Origin of the sequence: Sediminibacillus halophilus (assembly GCF_900103695.1) — a bacterium.
Taxonomy (GTDB): Bacteria; Bacillota; Bacilli; order Bacillales; family Amphibacillaceae; genus Sediminibacillus; species Sediminibacillus halophilus.
The window spans coordinates 199,785-214,438 of the sequence record NZ_FNHF01000004.1; the positions used below are offsets into that span (position 1 = coordinate 199,785).

The 14,654-nt window shown below is 45.1% G+C and carries 9 protein-coding genes; 6 read left to right on the top strand and 3 right to left on the bottom strand.

From position 1 onward, the window contains the following. Window positions 1-268: 268 nt before the first annotated feature. Entirely contained in the window at window positions 269-499 is a 231-nt protein-coding gene (locus BLR82_RS14875) for an excisionase family DNA-binding protein (protein ID WP_074600265.1), read from the top strand. A gap of 46 nt (window positions 500-545) precedes the next feature. On the opposite strand, the gene BLR82_RS14880 is transcribed toward BLR82_RS14875, so the two are convergent. Then, the gene (locus BLR82_RS14880; protein ID WP_074600266.1) at window positions 546-1,502 is read right to left on the bottom strand and encodes an LCP family protein; all 957 of its coding nucleotides are present in this window, start codon (window positions 1,500-1,502) and stop codon (window positions 546-548) included. A 446-nt stretch (window positions 1,503-1,948) separates the two neighbouring features. Here BLR82_RS14880 and BLR82_RS14885 point away from each other — a divergent pair, with 446 nt between their 5' ends. Continuing rightward, window positions 1,949-3,526 carry an alpha,alpha-trehalose-phosphate synthase (UDP-forming) gene (locus tag BLR82_RS14885; RefSeq protein WP_083334889.1) on the top strand — a complete coding sequence of 526 codons (1,578 nt, stop codon included), beginning with the start codon at window positions 1,949-1,951 and terminating at the stop codon, window positions 3,524-3,526. A 155-nt stretch (window positions 3,527-3,681) separates the two neighbouring features. Further along, complete coding sequence (gene galU, locus BLR82_RS14890) at window positions 3,682-4,572, top strand: UTP--glucose-1-phosphate uridylyltransferase GalU (protein WP_074600267.1); 891 nt, start codon at window positions 3,682-3,684, stop codon at window positions 4,570-4,572. A gap of 298 nt (window positions 4,573-4,870) precedes the next feature. Here the strand turns inward: galU and BLR82_RS14895 are convergent, their stop codons facing one another. Next, window positions 4,871-5,545 (bottom strand): serine/threonine protein kinase, encoded by a 675-nt coding sequence (locus BLR82_RS14895; RefSeq protein WP_074600268.1) that lies wholly within the window; start codon window positions 5,543-5,545, stop codon window positions 4,871-4,873. Window positions 5,546-5,742: 197 nt separating this feature from the next. Between BLR82_RS14895 and BLR82_RS14900 the strand changes: the two genes are divergently transcribed. The 3 genes from BLR82_RS14900 (at window position 5,743) to BLR82_RS14910 (ending at window position 11,222) form a co-directional block, all read left to right on the top strand. Beyond that, window positions 5,743-7,260: a DUF4179 domain-containing protein gene (locus tag BLR82_RS14900; RefSeq protein WP_074600269.1), complete on the top strand. Its 1,518-nt coding sequence runs from the start codon at window positions 5,743-5,745 to the stop codon at window positions 7,258-7,260. A gap of 209 nt (window positions 7,261-7,469) precedes the next feature. Continuing rightward, on the top strand, window positions 7,470-10,202 hold the full coding sequence (gene ppc, locus BLR82_RS14905; protein WP_175486827.1) for a phosphoenolpyruvate carboxylase: 2,733 nt from the start codon (window positions 7,470-7,472) through the stop codon (window positions 10,200-10,202). 135 nt (window positions 10,203-10,337) lie between these two features. Further along, window positions 10,338-11,222 (top strand): SMP-30/gluconolactonase/LRE family protein, encoded by an 885-nt coding sequence (locus BLR82_RS14910; RefSeq protein WP_074600271.1) that lies wholly within the window; start codon window positions 10,338-10,340, stop codon window positions 11,220-11,222. 121 nt (window positions 11,223-11,343) lie between these two features. Here BLR82_RS14910 and BLR82_RS14915 read toward each other — a convergent pair whose 3' ends face one another. After that, a complete protein-coding gene (locus tag BLR82_RS14915; RefSeq protein ID WP_074600272.1) occupies window positions 11,344-14,382 on the bottom strand; it encodes an efflux RND transporter permease subunit in 3,039 nt (1,012 codons plus the stop codon). Window positions 14,383-14,654 lie beyond the last annotated feature (272 nt).

A 14,654-nucleotide genomic window follows, 5' to 3' on the forward strand; every position in this document is an offset into this window, starting at 1 on the left:
CCCCCGGGTCCGAGCTGGGGGAGACTCTTTCTGTTTGGGGACTGACCCCCCGGTAGTTACTCGGTTGTTTCTTCTTTAATAGTATACTGTTGGGGTGGCTTGTTTAAGAACTTGAGGATGAGTCGGTTTTACAATATAGTATCCAGTGTCTATCTGCTGGTAATCTGTGTTGGTTTTTGCCACAATAGAAGGGAGAAAACAGATACTAGAGAATGAAAATGAATCCAGGCGGAGGGAGCAAAACTTCCAAAGAAAAGAGGGTGATGCTATGTATTTAACGGTGAAAGAAACGGCTGACTATTTATCTGTGAAAGAGTCGGTGATCGAAACGCTGATTTTGCATAACCGTATCCGTGCCATCCATGATGGCGAGCAGTACCTGATCAACAAGGAACAGTTTGTTTCCCATCTGGAAGAAATGGAAAAGTACAAGCAGATGATTCAGGAATACCTTGCTGACCCCTTGCCGGAGGATATTGATGTGAAGGATGAAGATTAAAAGAAAAGATGCTGGACGCCATACGTGGCATCTAGCATCTTTTTGATTATTCGTCGTGTAGAAAGTCCTGCATCAAGGCCGCATTGTGTTCCACATCTATCGATAATGCCAGACCGACGCCCTCATATCGAACATCCTCATAAGAGCCGTCCTCTGGAATTCTCAATGTTTCAAATTCCTTCGTTTTTCCCAACACGACATCTTTTGCCATACTGGTAATCAAACCAGTACGAACGTTGGTATCAATATACCCTTGAGCAAACCCAACCAGTTCGGGAAGCTTGGTGACAGTTGAGACGCTTTTCACCTTGTCGGTAAGCTTCTGGATGACTTCCTGCTGACGCTGTACTCGGCCGAAATCGCTTTTCTCGTCGTGACGAAAGCGGGCATACGCGAGTAATTCTTCTCCATTCAACTTCTGTGTTCCTTCTTCCAGTTGAATCCCGAGCGCTTTTTTATCCTGGGTCATTTCCGGCGTTACCGTTGCTTCAATTCCATCTGGAGCAATCGTGTTGACAACATCGACAAATCCTTCAAAACCGACAATTGCATAGTAATGCAAATCTACTCCGAAGTTATGGCTAATCGTTTCGCGCAGTAAATCAGGGCCGCCAATCGCATAAGCCGCATTGATCTTGTTATAGCCGTGACCTGGTATTTCAACATAGGTGTCTCGCATAATCGATACGATTTTCGGACGCTTCGAACTGGAATCATAATGGGCGATCATAATCGTATCCGTGCGCGCAGGCTCATCGCCGCGTGAATCGTCACCCATCATCAGTACGTTGAAATTGTCGGCTGTTTCTTCCGCTCCATGAAATTCGAACTCTTCTTTTGGCTGTTTTTCTTCAGCTGTCGACTTTGCTTGATACCATTGATAGACGGAATATCCGCCGATTGCGAGTATAAGCAACAGAAAGATGGCAATAAAACGTCTTCTTTTTTTGCGTTTACGCCTCTTTCTTCTATATTCCAACCTTTTATCATTTACTTCTGTCATGAGAAACTCTCCTAATTTGCTTAAATAGCGGTCCACTATTCGGACAGCTTTCAACATTATTCTACCATAATGTTGTGGAAGATAACTATAGTATCCTGGTGGTTTTCTTATTGTGAATCATTTCCGGAAATCTGACAGGAAGAAAAGGTGAATTGTAGAAACTATTGTCAGACTACCTTACAAAACTGTAACGATTTCTTAACAATTGATCTATAATGTGACTTACTACAGACATTTCAGTCCTCAAGTTCTTCTTTATTATATGCCTTTAGACCAGTAAAAAGCTCCCCATACTATTTTCATTCTCGGACTTTCGCCTCAATTTCTCCCTGCAAAGAAGATCTTGCCACTCCAGCCAAAATAAAACTTGTTTTACCCAGAAAAAGAAGGGGTATCTATTGGTTACCAGTTATTTTTCTGACAATATTATCAAGGAGGATGGGGAAATGAAACCAGTGAAACACGTAGAGAAAGGATCGCCGGAGAATTCATCTGCGGTTATTGAACAGGAAATACAAACAGGAAAAACAGCATATGATAATAAATCGATAAAAGTTAATAGAGGTACCAGTACATTGCAGGAAAATAACGCGGAAACAAGTCAAAATAAACAACAACGTAAAAAAGATAAAAAAGAGCAGGAAGGTTCGACATTTCTTGTGTTGGCGAACCGGCTTCCGGTAGATAGTTATACAGACGAAAATGGAAATGTCCAATGGAAAAGGTCGCCAGGCGGACTCGTTACAGCATTGGAACCAATGTTGAAGAAGAGAGAAGGAGCCTGGATTGGCTGGGCTGGAGGAACCAGTGAACCGCCAGCACCATTTAGAGAGGATGGCATGAAAATAGTGCCGATCGAACTGACGCAAGAGGATGTAGAAGAATACTATGAAGGTTTTTCCAATGCAACGCTTTGGCCGCTTTACCATGATGCCATGGTAACGCCGATATATGATCGTAGCTGGTGGGATAAATACGTGGAAGTGAACCAGCGTTTTGCCGATGCTGCGGCCAAAGAAGCAGCAGAAGGCGGTACCGTGTTTATTCAGGATTACCAGCTGCAGCTTGTCCCGCAAATGCTAAGGGAATTAAGGCCGGATGTCCGGATTGGATTCTTCCTGCATATACCTTTTCCACCAAAAGAGTTGTTCTCCCAACTACCTTGGAGAAGCAGAGTGATGGAAGGACTGCTCGGAGCAGACCTGATTGGTTTCCAAGTACAAGGAGCTGCTCGTAACTTCCTTGATTTGACCCGTGACTTCCTCGGACTATCCCCGACGGAAAATACGGTTGTCGCCAAAGACGGCCGGAAAGTAAAAGTCGCCGACTATCCTATCTCTATCAGCAGTAAGGAGTATGACAACCTGGCGCGCAGTGCTGAGGTGGAAAAGTTGATCCATCAATACCTTAGTGAACTTGGTAACCGCCGCATCATCCTTGGTGTCGATCGCTTGGACTATACCAAAGGCATTGACCGACGCTTGAAAGCTTATCGCGAAATGCTTGCTGATGGCATGCTGGATCCGGAGGAAGTAGTCCTCGTCCAAGTGGCACCGCCGTCTCGTGAACGGGTTAGAAGCTATGCAAAACTCCGTGAAGAAGTGGAAAGGGAGATCGGCGGCATTAACGGAGAATTTGGACGGTTTGGACTACCGGCTGTCGATTATATCCCGCGCTCCTTAAACCGTACTGAACTTGCCGCGTTGTTCCGCATCGCTGATTTGATGATGGTAACGCCGATTAGAGACGGGATGAACCTCGTATGTAAGGAATACGTCGCTTCCCGCATTTTTGGAAATGGGAACCTGATTTTGAGTGAGTTTGCCGGCGCTGCTCAGGAACTGAAAGATGCGTGGTTATGCAATCCGCATGATATCGATGGCATGAAGGAAGTAGTCAAAGCAGCCTGGGATGCATCGGAAGAGGAGCAGAAACGCCGGATGAGCACAATGCGGGATCATGTGTTTGAATACGATGTCGACCGCTGGGCGAGCGACATTCTGCATGACTTGGGAATTGACTAAAGAAAATTTATGAAAAAATTTACATTCTGTTATAATAGAAGTTGATAAGATGAACAAGAAAGGAGCTTTCCCAGGCAAATGCCGGAAAGGGCTTTTTCCTTTCTGAATCATGGTACGGACAAGACAAACAAAATTCAGCAAAAGGGTGAGAGTAAATGACCAAAATCAAAAAAGCAATCATTCCAGCAGCAGGGTTAGGAACACGATTTTTGCCGGCGACAAAGGCGATGCCGAAGGAAATGCTTCCGATAGTGGACAAACCGACGATTCAATATATCGTGGAAGAAGCAGTAGAAGCTGGCATCGAAGACATTATCATTGTGACTGGTAAAGGTAAACGTGCTATTGAGGACCATTTTGATTATTCCTTTGAATTGGAAGAAAATCTTAGAAGAAAAGAAAAATATGACTTACTGGAAAAAATCAAACAGCCTGCAAAAGTGGACATTCATTACATCCGTCAGAAAGAACCACAAGGCCTTGGACACGCAGTGTGGAGTGCGCGGAAGTTTATCGGGAATGAACCGTTTGCTGTCCTGTTGGGGGATGACATTGTTCAATCAGACGTCCCTTGTTTGAAACAGTTAATGAACATCTATGATGAAACCTTATCTTCTGTCATCGGCGTACAATCTGTTCCAGAGGACGAGACGCAACGCTATGGTATCATCGATCCCTCCAGCGAGAACGGGCGCCTGTACGAAGTTTCGGACTTTGTGGAAAAGCCGCCTCAAGGATCTGCGCCATCCAACCTGGCTATTATGGGACGCTACATTCTGACACCAGAAATTTTCATGTATCTTGATAAGCAGGAAAAAGGTGCGGGTGGTGAAATTCAGCTTACGGATGCGATTCAACATTTGAATACCATCCAGCGCGTGTTTGCCTATAACTTTGAAGGTAAGCGATATGACGTAGGGGAAAAATTCGGCTTTATCAAAAGTACCATCGAAATGGCGCTTCAGGATGAAGAAATGAGCGAACAGCTTACCGAATTCCTTCGCAAAGCACTAAAAGAGAAAGATGTAGAAAACAGCATCAATTAATACTCAAGCAGACGACTGGCGTGGAAGCAGGCACGCAGTCATCTGCTTTTTTCTATATGAAGGGGTATAGCTACGGCACTCCACTCAAATGAAACAGAAGTTAGTCGCCTTGCGCAACTGCTGGGCTGAACCCTCATTTTCCGTAATTCCAATCCACCTCTTGGCATGTCTGGCTTACTAGTAGTCCCCAGGGAGATGTACCATCTAGAGGGGGATTAAGCAATTGCTATTAGCCTATTGGGAAGGAAAGAGGGACAAGGTTTGTGGATCGGAACCAGCCTTTTAGTTTACTCCCCTGTCATCTTCTCGATTTCATCAGCTTGGCTGCGCGCATAACAACTTCCTCAAAAGCTGGAACCTGCCCTTTTCCGGGTTGATACCATTTTCTGATTCGATCGATCAACCAGATAGGAACAGGTTTTCCCTCGATAAGGTGGTAGTACAAGTCATAGCCCTTTTTTAAATGATCCCAACGGTAGTCACTGCCAGACTTTATATACTCGGAAACATCCAGTAATTTCGCCCGGCCGTTCTGCATCAGAATGTTTTTCAGGTGAATATCGCGTGGATTGAGGCCTGAAGATCGTACATACTGACGGGCAGCTTCCACATCCGTTATCAATTGGCGAGGGATTGAAATACCGCGGACCAGGCAATCGTATAACGTAATACCAGGTTCATAACTCAATACAAGATAACGGTCCCCGGCATCATAACAGACAGGGAAATGCCGGTTTTGCCCCAGCTGCTGATAAACTTGATATTCAATCGTTTTTTTAGCAATTTTTTCATTTGCATAAAGCTTAAAGGCATAACCGGGAAGTGAATGAAAACGGAAAACTGCCGCATCCGTTCCAATCCCGGCAATCGTCAATCCATTCATGCTTCCAGTAACGGTTACCAGCTTATTGTCAGTCGTGGAATGAACTTCGATTTGCGATAAAGCTTGTTCGGCCAGCTTCCATTCTGTCATCTTGTTCCCGCCCTTTACCCGGCACTAATATCCATGTTCTTCTTACCATTATACGATAAGAGACCCGTCATTCGTTAGTTTTTTCTTTTATCAAAAGAAAAGATTGATTTCCATTTACCAGAAAAAAGTAGAAGGTGACAGGAGTGAAGCAGGATATTGTCGAATATAAAAAGATGGGAATTGAGAGAGAAAAGTAGGTGGAAAAAATCGACTGTGAACAATCGAGACGGGTAGTCAAAAGGTATAAACAAGGAAAACTGTCGAACAGGAAAAAAGAAAAATTAGAAATGCATGTCAGTCAATGCCCTGATTGTCGTCAGTATTTCCAGGAATATCAGGTGAAGAGTGGAAAAGGGATAAAGGAATGGTTTGCAAAAACAACTCCGAGATTTTGGGGAATTGTGTTGATCGGATGCTTCTGTCTGACAGTTGCAGCTTTTGCTTTTGGTGGAGTGAACAAAGCTGCGGATTGGTGGAAGAGCATGCGGATGCCGACAGAAGACAGTTTGGCGGAGGTTGAACAATATGGTATCGGAAATGAAGTGCACGTCAGTCAGCAGGATCAGGGCGTTGAAGTAACCATCACCCACGTAATTGCCGATGATTTTCAAACTTTTGTTTACTATGAAGTGGAGGACCATAAAGAAGATAGGTTGCTCCGGCTGGATTATTCCCAGCCTCCAAGAATCAACAGTGAAAAGGGCGTTTTTGACATCGGACGTTCTTACGGACAGCTTGTCAATGGTTTAAACGATGATGAACAACAGCAGGAGGGCAAGTATCGTGGGCGTATTGCCTTGGCGCCGATCAAGGAAGACAGCGCTGCTTTTGATTTGGAAATCAGCACGCTGAGGGAGGTTTCTGCTGAAGACTTAGCCGATTCGAACGATCCATACCAGTACGGTGCTTCCCATTCAACGGGCACTGCTCTAAATGGTAAATGGGAGTTCACTATTGAAGCGGACAAAGAGGACATAATCGAGAAACCTGTGAACATAGAGGCGGAAATTGAAGGGAACCAGATTGTCATCGACCAAGTAAGTATTGGGCCGACTGGCACGATGGTCGACTATAAATATCAACATGGTCCGGATGGAAACGACAAGTTCTTTTATTTTGACCGTTTAATCGGTGAAAAGCAAACTTATCAGCGGGAAGACCTGGGCATGGTCTATGCGGAGGAACAGCAACTGGACGACCAATGGGTGCATGAGCATGCACTGTTCAAATCGATGTATCGTGCCCCGGAAGACTCACTGGAGCTTGGTATTGCCAGGATAGAAGAATATATCGCGGCCGACAAATCCTTCCCAATCGATCCGGATAAAGATGAACCCCAATCCTTTACCTTTAAGGGCACAGAAATTACGGTAACCGATATAAAAATCGATGGAAAAACCAGTGTAACCATCAAAGAGGACTGGGATCAGGATAGAGAATTTGAACGGGTTCAGTATGATATTCGTACCGATCCGGAAAGTATGTCGATCACACAGGAGGAAAAGGACGGAATTCTTGTGGATGAACATGGAAACGAATATGACCCGAATCAGGTTCAAACGTGGGACGAGATGCAGAAACTCCGTTATTTTCCGCTGGAAAATACTTATACATTGGATGGGAATGGTACGGAAGAGGTGAAGCCGATAGAAGTGAGGATAAGCAGTTACCAAAAAACGTACTTTCCGACAGAAACCATTTCTTTGGACTTATAGGTGGAGGAGAAAGCAAAGTGTTACAATTAATATCTAATTAATAGATTAATATTTTCTTAATCTATATCGTTTCTAGATTAATCGATGGTTTTTCCGTGATACTTTCGCCGATTCATTATAGAATAGGAATAAGACAACGTTTACGAAATTCAGAAGATTTAGGGGAAGGTGACACTTTGCAAACTTTAGAAAAGGAAAGGGACAGTAGTATGTCATTAAGGCGAGACGTGAAAGCATTGGGTAATATTCTTGGAGAGGTATTGTTGCATCATGGCGGACCTGAACTCTTGGAAAAAGTGGAAAAGATCCGGGTCACCACAAAAAAGCTTCGTAATGAATATGATGAAGGCACATATAAAGCGTTGAAACAGGAAATCGCAAACCTGAAGGCGCCTATGCGGCAACAGGTTATTCGGGCATTTTCGGTATATTTTCATTTGATCAATGCCGCCGAGCAAAACCACCGCATTCGCAGGCGCAGGGAATATCAGCTACAAGAAGGAGAAATGGCACAACCCGGTTCGATTGAAAGCGCTGTTGTTTCGTTGAAAAATAAACAAGTCGATGAAGAGACAATTCAACAGGTGCTCGATGAGTTATCCCTGGAATTAATCATTACAGCCCACCCGACGGAAGCAACGAAGCATTCTGTACTGGAAATTCAAAAACAAATTGCCAGTTTACTGCAAAAACTTGATCAGCCCCAGCTTACCAGTAAAGAACGGAAAGAGCTGGAAGATGGTCTGGTGAACGAAGTGACCATTCTTTGGCAGACAGATGAACTGCGACATAGAAAACCAACAGTGATGGATGAAGTGCGTAACGGTTTATATTATTTCGATCAAACATTTTTTGATGTGCTGCCAGAAATCCATCAGGAGCTGGAAGAACAGTTGAAGGAAAACTTCGACAGCAGCTCTTGGAAAGTGCCAAACTTTCTGCACTTTGGTTCCTGGATTGGCGGTGACAGAGACGGCAACCCGAATGTAACACCGGAAGTAACCTGGGAAACCTTACACAAACAACGCAATTTGGCATTGAAAAAGTACAAAGAAATCATTGTACAGCTGATGAAGCGTTTCAGTCATTCGACCGAGCGGGTGGTCATCAGTAAAGAACTGGTAGATTCCGTTGAAAAAGATGAGGCCAAGTACATGGAGAATGGTCAGGCATGGGCTGTCGAGGCAGAAATATACCGCCGTAAATTTGCGGTAATGCTGAAGCGGCTTGAAGAGACAGGGAAATCGGCTATAGGTTATCAGGATGCAGCCGAGCTCCTGGACGATCTGCAATTGATTGAGGATAGTGTCAAGTCGCACCAGCCTGTCGATCGAGAGTGGAAGGCGCTTGGCAAATTAATCAGACAGGTGCAGTTATTCGGCTTCCATCTGGCTTCGCTGGATGTACGTAACCATAGTGGAGAGCATGAAGCGGCGATAACGGAAATCCTGAAGAAAGTCCAACTTGCCGATGATTATGCATCACTGTCGGAAACGGAAAAGCAGAAAGTGCTTGAAGACGTTCTGAATGATCCTCGGCCATTGTTGCTATTGAATGAAGATTATTCTGAGGAAACCCAGGAAATGCTCAAGGTTTTCCAAATGATTAAAAATGCCCATGATGAATTCGGCCGGAATGCTATCACGGTCTATTTGATTAGTATGACCGAATCGGCCAGCGATCTGTTGGAAGTTCTTGTACTGGCAAAAGAGGCGGGTATATATCGGGTACATGCCGATGGTTCGGTGGAAACGCACTTGAATGTTGCCCCGTTGTTAGAAACGGTAGATGATTTGATTGCTGGGCCGGAAATCATGGAAACGTTGTTCCGGATGGAGTGCTATAGCAGCCACTTAAAAAAGCATGGCAATCAGCAGGAAATCATGCTGGGCTATTCCGACGGAAGTAAAGACGGAGGTACGCTCACTGCCAACTGGAGATTGTACAGGGCGCAGCAAGAAATTCACGATGTAGCCAAAAAGTTCGGCCTCGGGCTGAAGTTTTTCCACGGACGCGGTGGCTCGCTGGGTAGGGGCGGCGGTCCATTGAACCGCAGTATCTTGTCCCAGCCGCCAGAAACATTGGGTGACGGGGTTAAAATTACTGAGCAGGGAGAAGTGCTCTCCTCTCGCTATTTATTGGAGGATATTGCCTATCGTAGCTTGGAGCAGGCAACTTCAACCCTTTTGGAATCAACAGTCGACAATACAATCGGGTTTGTCGCTGGCAACGAACTTGAGGAAAAGGAATGGCGGAGCATCTTGGAGGATATCTCCAATGTTTCCCTGAAAAAATACCAGTCACTCGTGTTCGGTGATCCAGACTTCCTGACTTACTTTCATCAGGCAACCCCGCTGAATGAATTAGGTGCTCTGAATATTGGATCACGTCCAATGAGCCGGAAAAACCGGAACCGGTTTGAAGATTTACGTGCGATTCCGTGGGTTTTCGCATGGACGCAAAGCAGGCAATTGTTACCGGCGTGGTATGCGGCTGGAACCGGGTTGAACAGCTACGCTTCGGAAAGTGCCGGACATTTACATCAGCTGCAGGAAATGTATGAAAAGTGGCCGTTTTTCCGTTCGACCGTCGATAACCTTCAGATGGCCTTGTTGAAAGCGGACATCACGACAGCTAAGGAATATGCAGCCTTGGTGGAGGATGAGGAAATTGCTGATCGGATTTTCGGTAACATCGTGGAGGAATATAATAGGACGAAAGAAGTTCTGTTGAAAATCACAGGAAATCAGGAACTGCTGGACAATACGGTGAATATCCAAGAATCGGTTCATCGCCGGAATCCATACGTCGATCCGTTGAACTTGCTACAAGTCAATTTGATCAAAGAATTGCGGGAACAAGAAGATCCGGATGATGACCTGCTTGTGGAAGCTCTGCTGACCATTAGCGGTATTGCCGCCGGCTTGCGCAACACCGGTTGATAACAAGACAGCCCCGGGTAATAGGGTATCTATTGCCCGGGATTTTTATTTGATTGGATAAAGTATAAGGTGTGGCTTGCCTCTGACCAGCTATCACGGCAAGTTAACCTTTCATGTAGCAAGGAGGAAATAAATATGACAGCACAAGCAACTTTACTATTCGACGCTAAAGCAGAGTTAGCAGAGAGTCCATACTGGGATGCAAATCGAAATCAGCTATATTGGGTGGATATCAATAACCATCAGCTGCATGTTTTTTCGCCGGGTGGTGGAAAGGATGAAGCAATTCAATTTGATCAGTTTGTGAGCGCAGTGACCATGACAGCTTCCGGGAACCTGCTATTGGCGATGCATCATGGAATTCATCAGTGGAATCCGGAGAACGAAGAATTAACCTTGATCACCAGCCCCGAGGAAAACAAGCCGGAGAACCGCTTTAATGAAGGGAAATGTGATCCGGAAGGAAGGTTTTGGGCCGGAACGATGGAATTGAACGCCAAGCCGGGGGCAGCTTCCTTATATAGAATCGACGCAGATCATACGGTAAACAAGATGGTATCAGACGTAACGATTTCTAACGGATTAGCCTGGTCGGTAGAGAAAAAGACGATGTATTACGCAGATACGCCCACTCAAAAGATCGATGCGTTTGATTATGAGCCGACAACCGGGGCCATTTCCAATCGAAGAACGGTTATTCGTATTCCGGAAGAGCAGGGAGCGCCAGATGGAATGACCATCGACGAGGAAGGGATGCTTTGGATTGCACAATGGGGCGGCGCCAGAGTTGGCAGGTGGAATCCGGAGACTGGAAAGTGCCTCCAGACAATAGAACTGCCAGCAGCGCATGTTTCGTCTTGTACGTTTGGAGGAGCTGATCTGGATGAGCTGTATATCACCACGGCGCGTGAGCACTTAAGAGCAGAGCAACTGAAACAGCAGCCCCATGCCGGAGGCTTGTTTTGGATCAAGCTTGATGTAAAAGGAGCGGCCAGTAATAAGTTTGCTGATCAATCCTAGTGGGGTGGTAATGGCAATGCTTGCTTCTAGTAAGGAGAAGGTCATACCTGAAAAGAAAGTCTGTGAGAAGTTTTCGTTTCTCACAGACTTTTAAATAGAAAACTCTTTGGTAAGAGGGGAGTTAGATGACCTCTTCTTCTGTTGAAAGGACCGGTTCTTGTTCCAGTATTTGCTTCCTTTTGTTGCGAGTGAACAGCCGGTAGACTGCTGGAATAAGGAACAACGTAATAAAGGTTGCGAACAGCAGGCCGGAAATAATTACCGTTGCCATAGGCGCCTGGTAGTTACCGGATGCTCCAGAAGCAAACGCCAATGGAAGCATTCCGCCGGCAGTCGTCAGTGTAGTCAGGAATATCGGGCGAATCCGGTTTTTTCCCGCTTCCACTAAAGCCTCCTCTACATTAGACCCGGTCTTGCGTAGTTGATTAGTGCGATCAATCAGTAAAATGGCGTTGTTAAGCACGATGCCGATCAACATGACGATCCCCATGCCTGACATGATACTTAGTTCGCGCTGTGTAAGAAATAAACCGACAATAACCCCTACTACTGTCATTGGGATAATCGACATGACAATAAGCGGATGGGCGAGATGATTGAATTGAACAGCCATCACCAGGTAGACAAGGAAAATAGCCAAAAGGAAAATTACTGCCATATCCATTATTAGTTCCTGCTGCTGTTCCAGGTCTCCTGCCGCCGATATTGAATAGCCGCCAGGTAACTCATAGTCATCAATCAGTTTTTGTACATCCCGGTTTATCGTGCCCAAGTCTTTACCCTCAATATCGGCAGATACCGACACATATCGTTCTCCATTTGTATGAGAAATCTCATTCGGTGTTTCAACTGTTCTCAACGAGACAAATTCAGATAATTCCTGTTCCCCTTTCGCTGTGGGGATCTTCTTCTCCAGGAATTGTTTTTGACTGACTGTTTCATCATTCCAGGCAGCTGTAAGCGATATGGTTTCATCCTCGGTGACCATTTCACCTACCGGTATGTCCAGAAATGCCTGCTCGATATACTGTTTGATTTGTCCTTGCGACAAGCCGGCATCCTCAATCTTTTCTTTTTTCAGCTCCACAACTTGTTCAGGAGAAGCATTTTCTATGGAATGGGTAACCCCGACAATTCCTTCTATTTCCTTTAATTCGGTGATAAACTGTTTGGTTATCCTGTTCAATTCGGAAAAATCCTCGCCGGAAATATGGACTTGAACTGGATAACCACCGCCGCCCGTCATGGCGCTTTGAACATTGGTTAACGGTGTTTCGTCTTCCAGGCTGCGCAGTGATGCCATGATATCCTCGTTGATTTCCTTTTGCTCACGGGTGATATTTTCGCCTTTGGTCATGTTGATAATGGCATAAAGCATATCGCCATTGTCCATGACATAGTTTGTTTCCACATCACCGATTTCCTGCAATTTGTTATCTATTTTCTGAACTAGCGTTTCTTTTTCTTCTGGTGAAGTCCCGGTTTCCGTTTCGACCATCAATTCGGAATAGCGGTTGAAAACGTCCGGCATGATAGTCATTGGTAGCTTGGTGACCAGGAACAGGGATGCGGCAAATAAGACGAAAAACAGACCGATTACCGACAAGCTATAACGCTTTTTGCGAACTGTCCAAGCAAGCATGCGCTGGTATAGCCGCATCATTTTCCCTTCCTTTAGCGTGGTTTGCTTTTTCCCGAATTTCAAAAATTTTTCAGAAAGAGCGGGAATCAACGTAAAGGAAACGATGACCGAACTGGTTAAGGTGAAAACGACCACCAGGGACAACATAATCATAAATTGGGCAACTTCTCCTCCAAGCAACCCGATAGGAAGAAACACGACAATGGTGGTAAGCATCGAAGCGAACACGGCAGTGGCTACTTCCTTTGTCCCTTGTAGCACCGACTGTCGATTTGATAGACCTGCTTCTTTTTTTCGATAAATGGATTCGAGAATAACAATAGATGAATCAACCATCATGCCGATTCCCAATCCGAGTCCGATCAGGGTCAACATGTTAAAGCTGTAATCAAACAGCCACATGGCCGTGAAGGTTAACAGGATGGAAGTCGGTATCGACAGGGCGATGATTGCAGTTGCCCGGATATTTCGCAGGAATAATAGCAAAACAGCAATTGCGATGATTCCGCCAATTAATATGTTGTTACTAACACCATCTATGGAATCCTGGACATAGTCAGCCTGGGCTACCATCTCATGAAGCTCGAAACCATTGACTAGATCTGCATCTTTGATTTCTTTTATTTCAGCGCGTACTGCTTCAGCCATCTCAATTTGACTGACACTATCTGTACGGCCCACTTGAACGAAAATAAAGTCTTTGCTGCCATTTTTCCAGACGAACGACCCATCTTGAACAGGCTCCAGTGATATCTCGGCAACATCCCTTAAATGGATAACCCCGTTATTTGTTGCGATTTCTGTATTTTCGATGTCTTGTAAATCGGTGTAAGTGGTATCCCAACGAAGGGCTGGAGAGTCTTTGTCTTTGCTGAAGCTTCCCAGCGTCGCTTCACTATTGGCTGCCTGTATAGCCTGAACCGCTTGTTGGGCATCCAGTGCATGATCCATTAGCTTTTGTTCATCGAAAGCAATCACTGCTTCATGTTCTTCAATCCCGGATAGTGATACATCACGCACCTCGGATAAATCCTCCAGCCTGGGCTCCAGTACATCTTGGGCGAAAGTAGTCATTTCTTCCATCGATCCGCCGGAAACATCCATGTAAAACTCGTAGTTTTGGTTGGAACCGTAACGACCTGTTTCGATATGGTCAACTGCAGGCATGTCGGCTGCAGCAGCATTAACCGCCGATTCTACTTTTGGATAAAGGGCATCGCCTTTTCCACTATCAAAGGTTACCTGCAAGGAGCTTCTTCCGATACCTGTTGTTGATTCAACGCCTGTTACACCGTCTATAGCCAGCAACTGTTTTTCGATTGGAGTGGTAATTGAACGTTCTACATCAGCAGACGCCATTTCTCCTGCAAGCATCTCTACGTAGGCGCCGTCCATGTCGATTGCAGGCATCAACTCTTTGTCTAACTTAACGGCAGCATAGCTGCCAATCATCAAGATAAGTACTACCAACAGCCCGATTAAAATCTTTCGTTTTAAAAAAAAATCCAAAAGCCTCATTTACATCCTCCTTGATTGTTTTGTGGAACCCGCACAATGACAACGAACATCTATTTCTGCTTTGTTCCGCAGAGGTAAGTAGTTAAATCTCATGTTAAACCCTAGGTGTTAACTTCTTGGGGAGAAACAGTAAAAAGTTCATGAATTCTTAAGGGAAACAAACGTTGCCTCGTTTCACATGCCTTTTCCATCGCATGTATATCTTACCTTTGCTTTATTCGTTGCATAATGATCTTTGGATGTATCTCGGCTAAGCCCTTAGACCGATAAGG

What these genes read in the sequence shown, in the direction of transcription:
- BLR82_RS14885 (WP_083334889.1), top strand. Translation starts at nt 1,949, where the DNA reads ATGAAACCAGTGAAACACGTAGAGAAAGGATCGCCGGAGAATTCATCT.
- galU (WP_074600267.1), top strand. Translation starts at nt 3,682, where the DNA reads ATGACCAAAATCAAAAAAGCAATCATTCCAGCAGCAGGGTTAGGAACA.
- BLR82_RS14915 (WP_074600272.1), bottom strand. Translation starts at nt 14,382, where the DNA reads ATGAGGCTTTTGGATTTTTTTTTAAAACGAAAGATTTTAATCGGGCTG.
- BLR82_RS14875 (WP_074600265.1), top strand. Translation starts at nt 269, where the DNA reads ATGTATTTAACGGTGAAAGAAACGGCTGACTATTTATCTGTGAAAGAG.
- BLR82_RS14880 (WP_074600266.1), bottom strand. Translation starts at nt 1,502, where the DNA reads ATGACAGAAGTAAATGATAAAAGGTTGGAATATAGAAGAAAGAGGCGT.
- ppc (WP_175486827.1), top strand. Translation starts at nt 7,470, where the DNA reads ATGTCATTAAGGCGAGACGTGAAAGCATTGGGTAATATTCTTGGAGAG.
- BLR82_RS14895 (WP_074600268.1), bottom strand. Translation starts at nt 5,545, where the DNA reads ATGACAGAATGGAAGCTGGCCGAACAAGCTTTATCGCAAATCGAAGTT.
- BLR82_RS14910 (WP_074600271.1), top strand. Translation starts at nt 10,338, where the DNA reads ATGACAGCACAAGCAACTTTACTATTCGACGCTAAAGCAGAGTTAGCA.